Source organism: Bradyrhizobium sp. USDA 3262, assembly GCF_054060035.1.
Window position 1 is genome coordinate 200,615 of sequence record NZ_JBSSCT010000001.1, and the last position, 15,412, is coordinate 216,026.

The 15,412-nt window shown below is 66.7% G+C and carries 13 protein-coding genes; 7 read left to right on the forward strand and 6 right to left on the reverse strand.

Translation table 11 applies throughout. The features are described 5' to 3' along the window. Positions 1 to 41 precede the first annotated feature (41 nt). Both ACVWYP_RS00945 and ACVWYP_RS00950 read left to right on the forward strand, forming a co-directional pair. Complete coding sequence (locus ACVWYP_RS00945; RefSeq protein ID WP_304497407.1) at positions 42 to 1,040, forward strand: NAD(P)H-quinone oxidoreductase; 999 nt, start codon at positions 42 to 44, stop codon at positions 1,038 to 1,040. 120 nt (positions 1,041 to 1,160) lie between these two features. Further along, on the forward strand, positions 1,161 to 4,037 hold the full coding sequence (locus ACVWYP_RS00950; protein WP_028333677.1) for an EAL domain-containing protein: 2,877 nt from the start codon (positions 1,161 to 1,163) through the stop codon (positions 4,035 to 4,037). Between the two features lie 214 nt (positions 4,038 to 4,251). Here the strand turns inward: ACVWYP_RS00950 and ACVWYP_RS00955 are convergent, their stop codons facing one another. Next, entirely contained in the window at positions 4,252 to 4,509 is a 258-nt protein-coding gene (locus ACVWYP_RS00955; protein ID WP_304497408.1) for a DUF7662 domain-containing protein, read from the reverse strand. Between the two features lie 115 nt (positions 4,510 to 4,624). Here ACVWYP_RS00955 and ACVWYP_RS00960 point away from each other — a divergent pair, with 115 nt between their 5' ends. Then, positions 4,625 to 6,118 carry a GGDEF domain-containing protein gene (locus ACVWYP_RS00960; protein ID WP_304497409.1) on the forward strand — a complete coding sequence of 498 codons (1,494 nt, stop codon included), beginning with the start codon at positions 4,625 to 4,627 and terminating at the stop codon, positions 6,116 to 6,118. 260 nt (positions 6,119 to 6,378) lie between these two features. On the opposite strand, the gene ACVWYP_RS00965 is transcribed toward ACVWYP_RS00960, so the two are convergent. The 4 genes from ACVWYP_RS00965 to ACVWYP_RS00980 all read right to left on the reverse strand — a co-directional run bounded on the left by ACVWYP_RS00965 (position 6,379) and on the right by ACVWYP_RS00980 (position 10,638). After that, positions 6,379 to 8,439: a DEAD/DEAH box helicase gene (locus tag ACVWYP_RS00965; protein ID WP_304497410.1), complete on the reverse strand. Its 2,061-nt coding sequence runs from the start codon at positions 8,437 to 8,439 to the stop codon at positions 6,379 to 6,381. Between the two features lie 343 nt (positions 8,440 to 8,782). Continuing rightward, positions 8,783 to 9,130, reverse strand: a complete 348-nt coding sequence (locus ACVWYP_RS00970; RefSeq protein ID WP_076827336.1) for a hypothetical protein — start codon at positions 9,128 to 9,130, stop codon at positions 8,783 to 8,785. Between the two features lie 180 nt (positions 9,131 to 9,310). Next, positions 9,311 to 9,997, reverse strand: a complete 687-nt coding sequence (locus ACVWYP_RS00975) for a haloacid dehalogenase type II (protein ID WP_304497411.1) — start codon at positions 9,995 to 9,997, stop codon at positions 9,311 to 9,313. Positions 9,998 to 10,032: 35 nt separating this feature from the next. Continuing rightward, positions 10,033 to 10,638 carry a CGNR zinc finger domain-containing protein gene (locus ACVWYP_RS00980; protein WP_453946192.1) on the reverse strand — a complete coding sequence of 202 codons (606 nt, stop codon included), beginning with the start codon at positions 10,636 to 10,638 and terminating at the stop codon, positions 10,033 to 10,035. Between the two features lie 176 nt (positions 10,639 to 10,814). Here ACVWYP_RS00980 and ACVWYP_RS00985 point away from each other — a divergent pair, with 176 nt between their 5' ends. From ACVWYP_RS00985 to ACVWYP_RS00995, 3 genes are all read left to right on the forward strand, one after another. Further along, positions 10,815 to 11,519 (forward strand): alpha/beta fold hydrolase, encoded by a 705-nt coding sequence (locus ACVWYP_RS00985; RefSeq protein ID WP_304497412.1) that lies wholly within the window; start codon positions 10,815 to 10,817, stop codon positions 11,517 to 11,519. A gap of 44 nt (positions 11,520 to 11,563) precedes the next feature. Then, positions 11,564 to 12,418 (forward strand): alpha/beta fold hydrolase, encoded by an 855-nt coding sequence (locus tag ACVWYP_RS00990; RefSeq protein ID WP_304497413.1) that lies wholly within the window; start codon positions 11,564 to 11,566, stop codon positions 12,416 to 12,418. A 154-nt stretch (positions 12,419 to 12,572) separates the two neighbouring features. Further along, positions 12,573 to 13,349, forward strand: coding sequence for an SDR family oxidoreductase (locus ACVWYP_RS00995; RefSeq protein ID WP_304497414.1), 777 nt, complete (start codon positions 12,573 to 12,575; stop codon positions 13,347 to 13,349). 11 nt (positions 13,350 to 13,360) lie between these two features. On the opposite strand, the gene ACVWYP_RS01000 is transcribed toward ACVWYP_RS00995, so the two are convergent. Then, entirely contained in the window at positions 13,361 to 14,662 is a 1,302-nt protein-coding gene (locus tag ACVWYP_RS01000; protein WP_304497415.1) for a PQQ-dependent sugar dehydrogenase, read from the reverse strand. A 458-nt stretch (positions 14,663 to 15,120) separates the two neighbouring features. Here ACVWYP_RS01000 and ACVWYP_RS01005 point away from each other — a divergent pair, with 458 nt between their 5' ends. Further along, the gene (locus tag ACVWYP_RS01005) at positions 15,121 to 15,408 is read left to right on the forward strand and encodes a hypothetical protein (RefSeq protein WP_075969423.1); all 288 of its coding nucleotides are present in this window, start codon (positions 15,121 to 15,123) and stop codon (positions 15,406 to 15,408) included. Positions 15,409 to 15,412 lie beyond the last annotated feature (4 nt).

Here is a 15,412-nt window from a genome sequence, read left to right on the forward strand (position 1 = left end):
TATGCCATCCGCCAATCCTCTCCACTGACCAGGGACCGACCATGCCAAACCTGCCCGCGCAAATGACCGTCGTCGCCATCAGCAAGCCGGGTGGCCCTGAGGTGCTGGTGCCGGAGACCCGTGCGGTGCCGGTGCCGAAGGCCGGCGAGATTTTGGTCAAGGTCGCGGCCGCCGGCGTCAATCGTCCTGACGTCGCGCAGCGCTCCGGCTCCTATCCGCCGCCGCCCGGCGCCAGCGACCTGCCCGGCCTCGAGATCGCGGGCGAAGTGGTCGCGCTCGGCGAAGGCGCAAAGCACAAGATCGGCGACAAGGTGATGTCGCTCGTCGCCGGCGGCGGCTACGCGCAATATTGCATCGCGCAGGACGCGCAGGCGATGACCGTGCCGCCCTCGCTGTCGATGCAGGAAGCCGGCGCTACCCCGGAAACGCTGATGACGGTGTGGCACAATGTGTTCGAGCGCGGCGCGCTCAAGGCCGGGCAGACGCTGCTGATCCACGGCGGCTCGTCGGGCATCGGCACGATGGCGATCCAGCTTGCCAAGGCGTTCGGCGCCAAGGTGATCGTCACCGTCGGCTCGCAGGACAAGGCCGACGCCTGCCTCAAGCTCGGCGCCGATCACGCGGTGAATTACAAGACCGAGGATTTCGTCGAGGCGGTGAAAAAGGCCACCGGCGGCAACGGCGCCGATGTCATCCTCGACATGGTGGGCGGCGACTATATCGACCGGAACTACGACGCCGCCGCCGTCGAGGGCCGCATCGTCCAGATCGCGTTCCTGTCGGGAACACCGAAGGCCACGGCCAATTTCGCCAAGCTGATGGTCAAGCGGCTGCATCACACCGGCTCGACCCTGCGCCCCCGTAGTAATGCGGACAAGGCGGCGATGGTCGCGGCGATCGAGGCAAAGGTGCTGCCCTTGCTGCGCGAAGGACGCGTCAAACCGCTGATGGACAGCACATTCCCGCTGGAAAAGGCCGCCGACGCGCACCGGCGCATGGAGACCAGCGAACATATTGGCAAAATTGTGTTGGTGGTTTAACCCTCGCGACGGAAGCAGGGGCGGAAACCCTTTGATTCCCTTCGCTTTCGTGTCATTTATCGCGCCACCGCCGGGCCGGTCGCCGGGCCCGGTCAGTTTGTCGATCGCGGAGTACTGACATTGCGTCTGATCAGGTGCCTTGCGCTGCTCGCGCTGGGCCTCATGATGTTTGCCGCCGCGCCTGCCGCGTATGCGATCGACGCGGTGAGCGTGCGCAGCGATGCGCCGGCGATCGATTTGACGGCGGTTCTCGACCATCAGCGCAGTGAAACCGACCGCATCCAGGTCTCCACCGCCCCCGGAACCGACGGCATCGTGCGCCGCATCGAGGTTCGCGCCCGCGAAGGCGGCCAGAACTGGGTGGTGTTCGCGCTCGCCAACAACACCGACGACCAGCTCGACCGCCTGATCGTCGCGCCGCACTATCGCATCGTGTCGTCAGGCCTGCTGTGGCCCGACCTCGGCCTGTCGCGCATCGCCACCATCACGCCGTCGGTCGGTGATCGTCCCGAGCGGCAGGAGAGCCCGACCGCCGACGTGTTCCGCATCACGCTCGATCCCGGCGCCGTCGTCACCTATGTCGCGGAACTGCGCACCGACAAGCTGCCGCAGCTCTATCTGTGGGAACCCGACGCCTACAAGGACAAGGTCAACTCGTTCACGCTGTACCAGGGCATCGTGATCGGCATCTCGGGCCTGCTCGCGCTCGTGCTCACGATCTTGTTTGTGGTCAAGGGCAGCATCATGTTCCCGGCCGCCGCGGCGCTGGCCTGGGCGGTGCTGGTCTATATCGGCGTCGACTTCGGCTTCTGGGGCAAGGTGCTCGACATGTCGAACAACGCCGAGCGCGTCTGGCGCGCGGCGGGCGAGGCGATCCTCGCGGCGACACTGCTGGTGTTCCTGTTTGCCTATCTGAATTTGAGTCGCTGGCACGTCCGCTACTCGCACATCACGATCGGCTGGCTGGTCTTCCTCGGCTCGCTGGTCGCGCTGGCGCTGTTCGATCCCGCGGTCGCCTCCGGCATCGCGCGCATGTCGCTGGTGATGATCGCCTTCGCCGGCTTCGCGCTGATCGTCTATCTCTCGACCCACGGCTTCGACCGCGCGGTGCTGTTGATCCCGACCTGGTTCCTGCTGGTGGTCTGGGTGGTCGCGGCCGGCATGACGGTCGCAGGCTCCGTCACCAACGACATCGTCGGCCCCGCGCTGCTCGGCGGCCTGGTGCTGATCGTGATGCTGATCGGCTTCACGGTGATGCAGCACGCCTTCGCCGGCGGCGGCGCCACCACCGGCGTCGTCTCGGATGTCGAGCGCCGCGCGCTGGCGCTGACCGGCTCCGGCGACCTGATCTGGGACTGGGACGTGTCCGCCGACAAGGTGTTCACCAGCCCGGAGACCGAGGCGCTGCTCGGCCTCAAGCGCGGCACGCTGGAAGGCCCCGCCGCAAAATGGCTCGAGGTGCTGCACCCGCTCGACCAGGACCGCTTCCGCGCCGCGCTCGACAGCGTGCTCGACCAGCGCCGCGGCCGCCTGGTGCAGGATTTCCGGCTGCGCACCCCCGACGGCCACTTCATGTGGTTCGCGCTCAAGGCGCGGCCGGTGGTCGGCTCCGACGGCGAGGTCTCGCGCGTGGTCGGCACCCTGACCGACGTCACCGAGTTCAAGAACTCCGAAGAGCGGATGCTGCATGACTCCGTGCATGACAACCTGACCGGCCTGCCGAACCGGCGGCTGTTCATGGACCGCCTCGGCGCGGTGGCGAACCTCGCCAAGACCATGCCGAACCTGCGGCCGACCCTGATGGTGATCGACCTCGACCGCTTCAAGCAGGTCAACGATTCCGTCGGGATTGCGGTCGGCGATTCCATCCTGCTGACGCTGGCGCGGCGGCTGACCCGCATCCTCAAGCCGCAGGACACGCTGGCGCGCATGGCCGGCGACCAGTTCGGCCTGATCCTGCTGTCGGAACAGGACCCGGCGCGGATCACCAATTTCGCCGAGACCATCCGCAAGACGATCCGCGCCCCGATCGCGTTCAACGACCGCGAGATCTTCCTGACCGCCTCGATCGGGCTTGCGCTGTCCGACCCGGCAGCGCCGCTCACCGACGAGATCATCAAGGACGCCGAGCTTGCGATGTATCATTCCAAGCGGATCGGCGGCGACCGCATCGACGTCTACAAGCCGGCGATGCGGGCGCGCAAGACCGACCGCCTGACGCTGGAAAGCGACCTGCGCCGCGCCATCGAACGGCAGGAGATCACGATCCTGTACCAGCCGATCGTGCGGCTGGAGGATCGCGCGATCGCCGGCTTCGAGGCGCTGGCGCGCTGGGACCATCCCAAGCTCGGCCGGATGTCGCCGTCGGAGTTCATCAACGTCGCCGAGGAAACCGGCCTGATCGTCGATCTCGGCATGTTCGTGATGGACCAGACCGCGCGCCAGCTCGCGGTGTGGCAGCGCGCCATGCGCGCGCGCGAGCCGATCTTCGCGTCGGTCAACGTGTCGTCGCGACAATTGCTGCGCCACGATCTGATCCACGACATCAGAACCGTGCTGTCGCGCTCCTCGGTGGCGCGCGGCACACTGAAGCTGGAGCTGACGGAATCGCTGGTCATGGAGAACCCGGAGCACGCCGCCCAGATGCTGGCGCGGATCCGCGAGCTCGGCACCGGGCTGTCGCTGGACGATTTCGGCACCGGCCACTCCTCGCTGTCCTATCTGCAGCGCTTCCCGTTCGACACCATCAAGATCGACCAGTCCTTCGTCCGCACCACGAGCCGCGGCACCCGCCCGGTGATCCTGAAATCGATCATCGCGCTGGCGCATGATCTCGGCATGGAAGTGGTCGCGGAAGGCGCCGAGACGGATTCGGATGCCGTCGAGCTCTACCAGCTCGGCTGCGAATACGCCCAGGGCTTTGCCTTCGGCGAGCCGATGGACGCCGATGCCGCGACCCGGCTCCTCACCGAGGAACGGCTGGAAGCCGCGAGCTAAGCTCGGTCAAGTAAGTTAACATCGATCTTGCAGCGGGCTCGCCGCACCTCTCCCGCTTGCGGGGGAGGTCGTATCGCATCGAAGATGCGATACGGGTGGGGGCTCTCTCCACGGAACGACTCGCGGAGAGAGCCCCCACCCCAGCCCTCCCCCGCAAGCGGGAGAGGGAGCGCACCTTCTCCGCGATAACTGTCCGACCTTACAGGATCGCGCCTTAGCGCGGCTTGGGCACGCGCTTGAATTTGACGCTCTTGCCGTCGGCCTGACGGGTGGCGATGTAGCCGGCCTCGAGGCAGGCCTCGCGCTGCGGCATCTTCTCCTGCGGGCTGCGCAACGTCTCCCACCACGACGCCCGATGCGCGGCGCGCGGCAGCGCCGCGTCGATGATCGCCTCGATCTCCTCGAAGGTCAGCACGAATTCGGGCAGATGCTGCTTCTTCAGATAATCCCGCAATGCGTCGTAGTCGTTCACAACGTCCTCGATGACAAAAGTCCGGCAACCACCCGTTAACCCATTCGGCGGCTGCTGTCGCCATTTAAGGCGACAACAACAATTCCCGATGCATGACGGCGCTTTGGAGCGGGACATGCGATTTCGGCGCGGAAAGGACGCAAGGCGGCGCTGGCGGCTCTCGGCAAGGCTGCTGATCGCCTCGTCGGTTGCGACCGTCCTCGGCTTCTCCGCGGTCTGCGCCGGCGTGATGTTCGACATGCGCCGCGGCGAGGAGGAACTGGCCCGCCGCACCCTGGAGAATCTGGCGTCGGGTATCGAGGCCGACGTCAGCCGCAACATCGAGCTCTACGACCTGTCGCTGCGCGCGGTCGCCAGCAATCTCGAGATGCCGGAGATCCGCGATATCAGCAAGGAACTGCGCCAGCTGATCCTGTTCGATCACGCCGCGACCGCAAAACATTTCGGCGCGATCCAGGTGTTCGACACCAAGGGCAATTTGACCATTGACGCGGCGAGCCTCGATCCGCGGCCGGAGAACCGCAGCGACGAGGAGTATTTCACGGTCCAGCGCGACAATCCCGATGCCGGCCTTTACATCAGCCGGCCGATGCTGCATCGCGGCGCCTACGCCATCGTGCTGAGCCGGCGCATCGTCGACGACGCGGGCCGCTTCCTCGGCGTCGTGGTCGGCTCGATCCGCTTCAGCTATTTCCACGATCTGTTCGGGCGGCTGAACCTCATGCCGGGCGACACCATCACCGTGCTGCGCAACGACCGCACCATCATCATGCGGACGCCGTTCGATCTCGACGTGATCGGCAAGAACCTCGCGGAGCAGCTGGACTGGAAGGCCGAGAACCTGAAGGCGGGCGGCGCCTTCTCGGGCAAGGGCCCGGTCGACGACACGCCGCGGCTCTATGTCAGGCGCAGCAGCTCCGGGCCGCTTTACGTGGTGGTCGGCAAGCCGCTCGAGGCCGTCTTCAACCTCTGGCGCACCGAGGCCATTCGCATCGGCGCGATCATGGCGCTTCTGATCCTGTTCGTGCTCAGCGCAACGCTGGTCCTCGCCCGCGAGATCGTCCGCCGCGCCGACGCCGAGGACAAGCTCGAGGAGATGGCGACCACCGACGCCCTCACCGGCCTGAAGAACCGGCGCAAGTTCGACGGCGAGATCGAGCGCGAATGGCGCCGTGCCGGCCGCTACGGCCAGCCGGTCGCGCTATTGATGATCGATGCCGATCATTTCAAGGCCTACAACGACACCTATGGGCATCAGGCCGGCGACCAGGTGCTGGTCGGGATCGCGATCTGCATTTCGGATGCGGTGCGCCGCGCCGGCGATTGCCCGGCGCGCTTCGGCGGCGAGGAATTCGCCGTGCTGCTGCCCAACATGACCGCGCTCGAGGCCTTCAACCTGGCCGAGACCATCCGCCACAAGGTCCAGCAATGGTGCGCGGGCGAACTGATCACGACGGTCAGCATCGGCGTCGCCAGCATGCGGCCGACCGCGGGCCAGCAATGGTCCGACCTGATCGAGGCCGCCGACAAGGCGCTCTACGCCGCCAAGGCCAACGGCCGCAACCAGTCGGTGCTCGCAACCGTGCCGAAGATCGCGCTGGTGGCGTGAGGGAGAGTTGCGCGCACTGTTCTTACGGTTCGCCGTCGTAACGAAGCCCATGTCGCACCACATCCACATCGTCGTCCCGGCGAAGGCCGGGACCCATAACCACCGCATGTGATTGTGAACGGAATTGTGGCCCCAGCGTCGCGCAACAATGAGCATTTGGGGTAATGGGTCCCGGCCTTCGCCGGGACGACACTGAGTTTGTTGCGACGTCGAAACTCATACATCGGCATTCTGAACGCTGCGCCGCCGCCGGCGCCAGCTCAGCCCCGCCGCTTCTTCTTCGGCTTCTTGCCGAACTTCGGCTTCGCCGACACGTCCGGCCACTGCGTGCGTCCGGCGTGACTGGACTTGCCCGGATGCTTCTTTTTCTTCCCGAACCGTGGCTCGTCGCCGGATTTCGGCCTGAAGCCTTTTCCGTCCCGATCGGATCGGAACGAGTCCCTGGATTCCTTTTTTGACGCGTAGTCCTGACGCGAACCGCTCGCGCCTTCGCTGGAAAACGCTCTGGCCTCGCGATCCGGTTTGCCGCGCCGCTTTCCTGCCCCCTCGTCGCGCGGCTCGTCGGCGCGCGGCGCGCTGTATCCGCCGTCGTCCTTGTCGCGCCAAGGATCGTGCCTGGGCTTGCGCGCCGGCTTCTCGCGCACCTCGCCCTGCGGAGCGTCGGCCAGCGGTTCGATGCGGATGCTGTCTTCCTTGTCCGGACGCTTGATCTTGACCGCGAAGGACTCCGCGACCCGCGCGGCGATCTCGAACTCGGTGGTCGTGTCCATGATCTTGATCGCGCCGATGTCGCGCTTGTCGATGCCGCCGCGGCGGCAGATCATCGGCAGCAGCCAGCGGGCTTCGGCATTCTTCCGGCGCCCGATCGCGGCGCGGAACCAGACGGTCGCCTCCTCCATGCCGTGACGCGCAGATGACTTGCCGGTCTTCGATCGCGGTCCGGCGGCACGATCATCGCGGCGCGAGGCCCGCTCGCCGCGGCGATCGTCGCGGTCCCGGCCGCGTCCCTCGCCGGGATCGAGAATGTCTTCGGGCGCCGGCAGCCGCGCGCGATAGAGCCGGGCGAGCGCTGCGGCAATCGCCTCGGGCGAGCGTTCGGCGAGCAAGGCCTGCGCCAGTGCCTGATCATCTGATGTCGCCTCTTCGGAGAACACCGCATCCTGCAGCAGGCGATCATGGTCGAGCTTGCGGATCTCCTCCGCCTGTGGCGCGGAGCCCCAGGCCACATCGATACCGGCGAGATCGAGCAGCAATTCGGCGCGCCGCCGCCGTGCCGGCGGCACCAGCAGGATGCTGACGCCCTTGCGGCCGGCGCGGCCGGTGCGGCCCGAGCGATGCTGCATGACCTCGGGATCTTTCGGCAAATCCGCGTGAATGACGAGATCGAGGCTCGGCAGGTCGATGCCGCGCGCCGCGACGTCGGTCGCGACGCAAACCCGCGACCGTCCGTCGCGCAACGCCTGCAGCGCCTGGGTCCGCTCGTTCTGGGTCATTTCGCCCGACAGCGCGGCGACGGAGAACCCGCGCTCGAGCAGCGCCGCCTGCAAATGCCGGACGGCCTCACGGGTGTTGCAAAACACCAGCGCGCTCGGCGCCTCATGGAAACGCAGCACGTTGACGACGGCGTGCTCGACGTCGTCGGCCGCGACGCGGATGGCGCGGTACTCGATATCGGCATGGCCGCCCTCGTCACCGGCGACCTCGATCCGGAACGCATGCTCCTGATACTGCTTGGCGAGCGCAACGATGCCGCGCGGGAACGTCGCCGAGAACAGCAAGGTGCGGCGGGCGTCGGGCGTGGTCTCGAGGATGAATTCCATGTCCTCGCGGAAACCAAGATTGAGCATTTCATCGGCCTCATCGAGCACGACGACCTTGAGTTCCGAAATGTCGAGACGGCCGCGCCGCAAATGGTCGCACAGCCGGCCGGGGGTCCCGACCACGATGTGGGCGCCCTGGGCCAGCTCGCGCTGCTCGCGGCGCGGGTCCATGCCGCCGACGCAGGAGACGACGCGGGCGTCGGCGTGTTCATAAAGCCAAGCAAGCTCGCGCTGGACCTGCAAGGCGAGCTCGCGCGTCGGCGCGACGATCAGGGCCAGCGGGGCGGCAGCCGGCTCGAACCGCTCGGCGCCGTCGAGCAGGTCCTTTGCCATGGCCAAGCCGTAGGCAACGGTCTTGCCCGAGCCGGTCTGGGCCGAAACGAGGAGATCGCGGTCGACGGCGTCGGCGGCGAGCACCGCGAGCTGGACCGGGGTTGGCTGATCGTAGTTGCGCTCGGCCAAGGCGCGGGCGAGCGGCGAACTTGTGGTCGGAAAGGGCACGAGATGGGAAACCTTGATTGGTCCGGGCGCAGAACGTCGAGCGGGACGACCTGGAGCTGCGTACCCGGCAGGCGGCACAGCCGCATGACGATTTGGGGTGCTTTACGCCAAGACCGACCAAATCGCCATGCCCCCGTCGCAGAAAAGCTGGCGCGGATCAGGCTGGCTGCCCGATCGGGGCCGTAGGGCCGGTCAGCGCGATGGCGCGTAACGGCTTCGCCTGACCCGCAAGACCCGTCTGCTCGGCGAGAGCCACCCCTACTAGCCGCCTTGGCGCATGTGAGAGGTCAAGAGGGAACGACAGCGGGACGAGCGCCGTTGTGGCACTCCCCTTGACGCTACATCACTTCGCCTTGAGCGCCTTCTCATGGCTCTCGAGCGCCGCTGTCATCAGCTTCGGCAATTGCGCGGCATAGACCTCGATGAAGGTGGCATCGCCGCAGGCCTCCGGATCGCGCGCGGCCTGCTCGGCGATGCGCGCGGCCCTGGCCTCGCATTTCGCGAACATGTGCCAGAACCAGTCGGCATTCTTGCCGAGTGCCGGCTTGTTCTTCTTGATGACGGCGGCGCCGACCGCGCTCATCGCGCTGACGACGCCGGCGCCCAGCGTGCTGATGGCGCGCGCGTTAAGGATATCCTCGCGCCCTTGCGCGGTGGCGTTGGTCGCGGTCGCTCGTCCCTTGGCCGGCATGCTGTGAGCTCCTTCGATCCCTGTGGCAGGCGCAGCATCGGCCGCGGAAGTTGAGGAAGGCTCAAGGGGCATGGTTGAAAACCGCTATGGATTTCATTCCGGTTTTATGCACTTCCGAGCGATCGGGCCCTGGAGGGGAGTTTTGCCCGCTCCTCCGCCGCGAGAACCCGTCAGGTGCCGTTACCCTTTGGCGCCATGGCGGCGGATCAGCTGATCGGCGACATCGTCGAGATCATTGCCGACGACCTGCGGCTGCGGACCGACGCCGAGCACATCGTTGCCGGGACGCTTGATCAGCACGGCCTCCCAGCCGGCGGCGACCGCGCCCAGCGTGTCCCAGGTGTGGCAGGCGATCAGGCAGAACGCCGAGGGCGCAGCCCCGAGCTCCTTCTCGACATAGGCATAGGCCTGCCGCGACGGCTTGTGGTGCTTGACGCCGTCGGCCGAGAAGCGCCGCTCGAACAGATCGACGATGCCGCCATGGGTGAGCTGCCGGGTCTGCACCTCGAGCAGATTGTCGGTCAGCGTGAACAGGCGGAAGCCCGCCGCGCGCAGCTTGCGCAGCGCGCCGGGCACTTCGCCGTGCGGCGGCATGGTGGAGAATTTCTCGGTCAGCTCCTGCTTGTCGGACTCGTCGATCCTGATGCCGCGGGTGTCGGCCAGCATCTTCATGACCGCGGCGCCGATATCGGTGAAGGGCACGTAGCACCCGGCCACCGTGAGCGAGGCCGAGTACATGATGAAGTTGGCGAACCACAGCCGCATCGCGCTCTTGTCGTTGAAGATGCGGGCGAACACCGGCTCCATGGTCTCGAGGTCGAGCAGGGTTTCATTGACGTCGAACACGATCAAGGGAAGTGCCGCCATTTTGTTGGTCTCCGTTGCTTAGTCTTTTGCTGGTCTCAGCCCCTGTCCTTCATCCGGCTGCGGTGCGCTGCCTGCTTGGCGCGGTTGCCGCAGATCGCCATGCTGCACCATCGGCGCGCCCGCGCCCGCGTGTGGTCGGCAAACATCAGCGTGCAGGCCGGGCCCTCGCACGCCTTGATGTCGGAGAAGCTTTCCTCGCAGACCACCCTGGCCATCGCTTCCCCGATCGGCAGCAGCAATGTTTCGGCCGAGCGCCAGCGCCGCGTCCGCTCCAGCGCGAAACCGTCATCGCCATCCTTTTGGCGATGCGCCACGATCTTGCTGAACGCCTGATCACTTTCCAGCAGCCGGTTCAGTGGCTCGAGCTCCTTGAGCGCCCGCGGCGTCAGCGGCCGGCCCATATGCTTGCGGACGAAGCCGCGGAACCATTCACGCAAATCGCGGGCCTGACCGGCGGCGTTGTCGAGCTCGCCAGGCGTCGCGCGCGCCCTGAAGTCGTCGAGCACATCCGACGGCACCAGCTGTGCCTGCGCGAGCCAGCGCAGCAGGCCGTCGCCATCGGCGACCCAGTCCACCGGCGTATCGACCGGCGTCGCGATCGAATTGATGAAATCGAGGCCCAGGCTATCTGCGATGAACATCGCGGGCGGATGGGATTGCACGGTGACGCCCTCCTGGCGGCTTCCTCAGTCGCGCAGATAGTAACCTGATAAAATGCATTTGACAAGTTACGCGTCGTGAGCCATAAGCGCGCTAACCTAGCAGACTGCATTTTAGAGGTTACGGCCAAAACCGGCCTGAGACGAGGGAGCGGACAATGTCGAACGAGAATGTCAGCGTGGTGCTTGCCCATGGCGCGTGGGCCGATGGCTCGAGCTGGGCACGGGTGATCAGGGCGCTCGACGCCGAGGGCATTGCGGCGGTGGCGGCGCCGCTGCCCCTCACCTCGCTCGCCGACGACGTCGCCGCGCTGAACCGCACCCTGGACCGCGTCGCGGGCCCGGTGGTGCTGGTTGGCCATGCCTATGCCGGCGCCGTGATCGCCGGGACCCGCTCGCCGCGCGTGAAAGCGCTGGTCTATGTCGCGGCGCTGGCGCCGGATGAAGGCGAGACGGTCGCCGACGTATTCTACCGGCTGCCACCGCATCCGTTCGCGCCCAAGCTCGCGCCCGACGCCAATGGCCTGATCTGGCTGCCGGAGTCCGCTTTCGCGGCGGCCTTCGCGCAAGGCGCGCGGTCCGAGGACCTCGCGGTGCTCGCCGCGGTGCAGCGGCCGATCTCGCCGGCCTGCATCACCGTGCCGGTCGGCCGCCCGCTGTGGAAGGACGTCCCGAGCTGGTTCCTGGTTGCCGAGGACGACCGGATGATCGCGCCCGAGACACAGCGCAGCATGGCGGCGCGGATGCAAGCGACCGTGCGTTCACATCCCGTCGATCATACCCCGATCGTCACCGCGCCGAAGCTCGTCACCGACATCATCCGGGAGGCGGTCGGCGCGGTCGCCGGGCAGGCCAAGTCCTGAACTCGCAAAACCACACCACACATCACGATCACAAGGAGTGACAGATGTCTCAGGTCAAATACCGCACCGCCGATGTCGATGGCTTCAACATCTTCTATCGCGAAGCCGGCTCGGCCGGCGCGCCGAAGCTGCTGCTGCTGCACGGCTTCCCGAGCGCGGGCCATATGTTTCGCGATCTGATCCCGCAGCTCGCGGACAAATTCCACATCGTGGCGCCGGATTTGCCCGGCTTCGGCCAGTCGGACATGCCGCCGCGCGACAAGTTCAACTACACCTTCGAGCGCATCGCCGGCGTCATCGATCGCTTCACCGAGGTGATCGGCTTCGATCGCTTCGCGGTCTATGTGTTCGATTATGGCGCGCCGACCGGCTTCCGCATCGCGGTCAAGCATCCGGAGCGGATCACGGCGATCATCTCGCAGAACGGCAACGCCTATGAGGAAGGCCTCAGCGACGGCTGGACGTCGATCAAGGCCTATTGGCAGAATCCCTCGCCGGCGAACCGCGACGCGCTGCGCGCCTTCCTGACGCCGGACACCACGCGCTGGCAGTACACCCACGGCACCTCGGATCCGGCGGCGGTGTCGCCGGACGGGCAGAACCTCGACAATTACTACATGGCGCGCCCCGGCGCCCACGACGTGCAGCTCGATCTGTTCGGCGACTACAAGAGCAACGTCGCGCTCTACCCCACCTTCCAGACTTACTTCCGCACCCACCAGCCGCCGTTCCTCGCAGTGTGGGGCAAGAACGATCCGTTCTTCCTGCCGCCGGGCGCCGAGGCCTTCAGGCGCGACAATCCGAAGGCGGTCGTCAAATTCCTCGACACCGGCCACTTCGCGCTGGAGACGCATGCCGCCGAGATCGCGCTAAGCATCCGCGAATTCCTGAGCCGCTGACTCAAGGATGTCCGCACCCACAACTCTATCCGCGTCATTGCGAGCGAAGCGAAGCAATCCATAGCTCCGCACAACGGAAGGATGGATTGCTTCGTCGCTGTCGCTCCTCGCAATGACGAACCTCCATCTACTCAGTCGCCGAACCACCAAGGAAATGCACGTGACCCAATCCGTCGCCATCGTGACCGGCGCCAGCTCCGGCATCGGACGCGCCACCGCGCTGCGGCTCGCGCGGGATTTTTCCGCCATCGTGCTCGTCGCGCGCAGCGGCGAGAGGCTGCGCGAGGCCGCTCAGGAGATCGAAGGTCGTGGCAGCACGCCACTGGCGCTCGAGCTCGATCTCGCCAGGCCCGATGCCGCCGATGAAGTCGTCAAGGCCACGCTGGATCGCTTCGGCCGCATCGACGCGCTGGTCAATGTCGCGGGCGCCGTGCCCGGGCTCGATCTGTTCGAGATGACCGATACGCAATGGGACGCCGGCCTCGCGCTCAAATTCCACGGCGCCAGGCGGCTGACGATCCGCGCCTGGGACGCGCTGAAAGCGTCGCAAGGCGCTGTCATCTTCACCTCAGGCAATGCCGCCGCGATGCCGCGCGCAGGCGCCGCCGCGGTGGGCACGATCAACGCCGCGATCGAGGCACTTGCAAAAGCCTTCGCCGAGCGCGGCATCGACGACGGCGTGCAGGCGAACTGCGTGTCGCCGGGCGCCGTGATGACCGGACGCCGCCTCGCGATGCTGGAGAAGGCCGCGGCGGCAAAGCAGGTAGATCTGGACGCCGCCAAGACCGGCTTCCTCAGGCAGGCCGGCATCAGGCGGTTCGGCACGCCGGAGGAGATCGCCGACCTCGTCGCCTATGCCGTGTCGCCGCCGGCACGCTGGATGACCGGCACCGTGCTGCGCATGGATGGCGGCGAGATCAGATCCGTCTGAGGTCGCCGCGCCTACGCCGCCGTGACGCGCCAGATCACGTTGCCGACGTCGTCGGCCACCAGCAGCGAGCCGTCGGGGCCGAGCGCGACGCCGACCGGGCGGCCGTACGACACCTTCTCGTCGGGCGCGAGGAAGCCCGACAGGATGTCGCGCGCCGGCCCTGCGGGACGGCCGTTCGCGAACGGCACGAACACCACCTTGTAGCCCGACAGCGTCGAGCGATTCCACGAGCCGTGCTGGCCGATCACCATGCCGTCGGGGAATCCCGGCAGCGTGCCCTGCGGCATCCAGCACAGCCCGAGCGAGGCGGTATGGCCGCCGAGCGCGTAGTCCGGCTGGATCGCCCTGGCGACCATCGCCGGATCCTGCGGCACGCGATCGTCGACGGTCTTGCCCCAGTAGCAATAGGGCCAGCCGTAGAAGCCGCCGTCGCGCACCGAGGTCAGATAGTCCGGCGGCGTCTCGTCGCCGAGGCCGTCGCGTTCGTTGACGACGGTCCAGAGCACATTGGTGGTCGGCTCCCACGCGATGCCCACCGGATTGCGCAGGCCGCCGGCGAAGATGCGGCTGGTGCCCGCGACGAGATCGAGCTCGTAGATCGCGGCGCGGCCTTCCTCGACCGCAAAGCCGCTCTCGGCGATGTTGCTGAGCGAACCGACACCGGCATAAAGCTTCTTGCCGTCGGCACTCGGCAGCAGGCTGCGCGTCCAGTGCCCGTCGGGCTTGAAGCTGACGAGCTTGCGTCCCTGCGCGATGATGCGATCGGCGCCCGCGGCATAGGGAAACGCCACCACGCCGTCGGTGTTGCCGACATAGAAGGTGTCGCCGACCAGCGCCATGCCGAACGGCTGGCTCAATCCTTCCATGAAGGCGCCGCGGCTTTCGGCGACGCCGTCGCCGTCACGGTCGCGCAGCAGCGTGATACGGTTGGCGCTGACGCCGAGCGCCGCGGCGCGCCGCATCGTCGCCTGCATCGCGTAGTGGAAGACGCTGCGCGGCGTGCCAGCGATCTGCGTTGCCTCCGCGATCAGCACATCGCCGTTCGGCAGCACGTTGATCCAGCGCGGATGATCGAGCCCGGCCGCAAAGGCGTTGACCTTGAGCCCGGGCGCGGCGATCGGCTTCTGGTCCTTGTCCCAGCCCCGCGCCGTCGGCATCTTGAGCGTCGGGATCGCGCCCTGCGGCTTGGCCTGCGGGATCTGCGGCGCGCTGCCCCAGGCCGGCGCGGGCTGCGCGCCCTGCATCCGCCGCCACGCCAAGGCGCCGGCCCCGATCGCCGCGACGACGCGGGCAAAAACTCCAGACGTGCTCATGAACTTCCCCTGTATTTGCGCCGTGTTAGCGCGCCTTGTCATTCCCTTGCCGACCGGCCGCGGCCCCAGCAGCATTCGCATAATGCCGGCTCTGATGACAGTAGTTATACGATCTTCGCAGCCGCGCACGAATCGGGGAGACTGGCTGCACGCTCCCTTGTCAGGGCGTTTTCCTCCCTGGACCTTGCCCGCCGCAGTGGCGGGCTTCCTTTTCCGAACCGCCCCGGTTTTTCGAGGCGCCGCTCGCGCATGCGCCGTTATAGCCATAGAAGCATAACGCGGGCCGGCGACGGATGTATCCTGCCGGGCAGAGCCCGGCAGTGCCTTTCCGGAGCGCAAGCCCCTTCACAAGAACCTGATCCCACGCTCGCGCAGATTTGCCTATGCGAGATGCATGGCAGATCAGGAACGCCGCTCCATGGCGGTCGTTGGTCGGGACACCAGCAAGGAGAGTGTGAATGCAACGAAAGACCAAGATATTGTCCCTCGCCGCGGCGTCCCTGATCGCAACAACGGCAGGCGCGTTCGCACAAGGCTACTATCCTTACGGGAACCCTGGTCCGAGATATTACGGCGGCCCCCGCTATCAGGCCGTGCAGCCTGATGTGATGTACTCTCCGGCGGAGCCGGGCTGGTACGGTTCATTCAACGGCACCAACCATCCAACGCCGAGCTCGACCCAGGGTGACGTGGGTCCTGAAGGGAACAACAATGGTACGCTGACCGGCGTCTACAGGCGCTGGTAGCCAG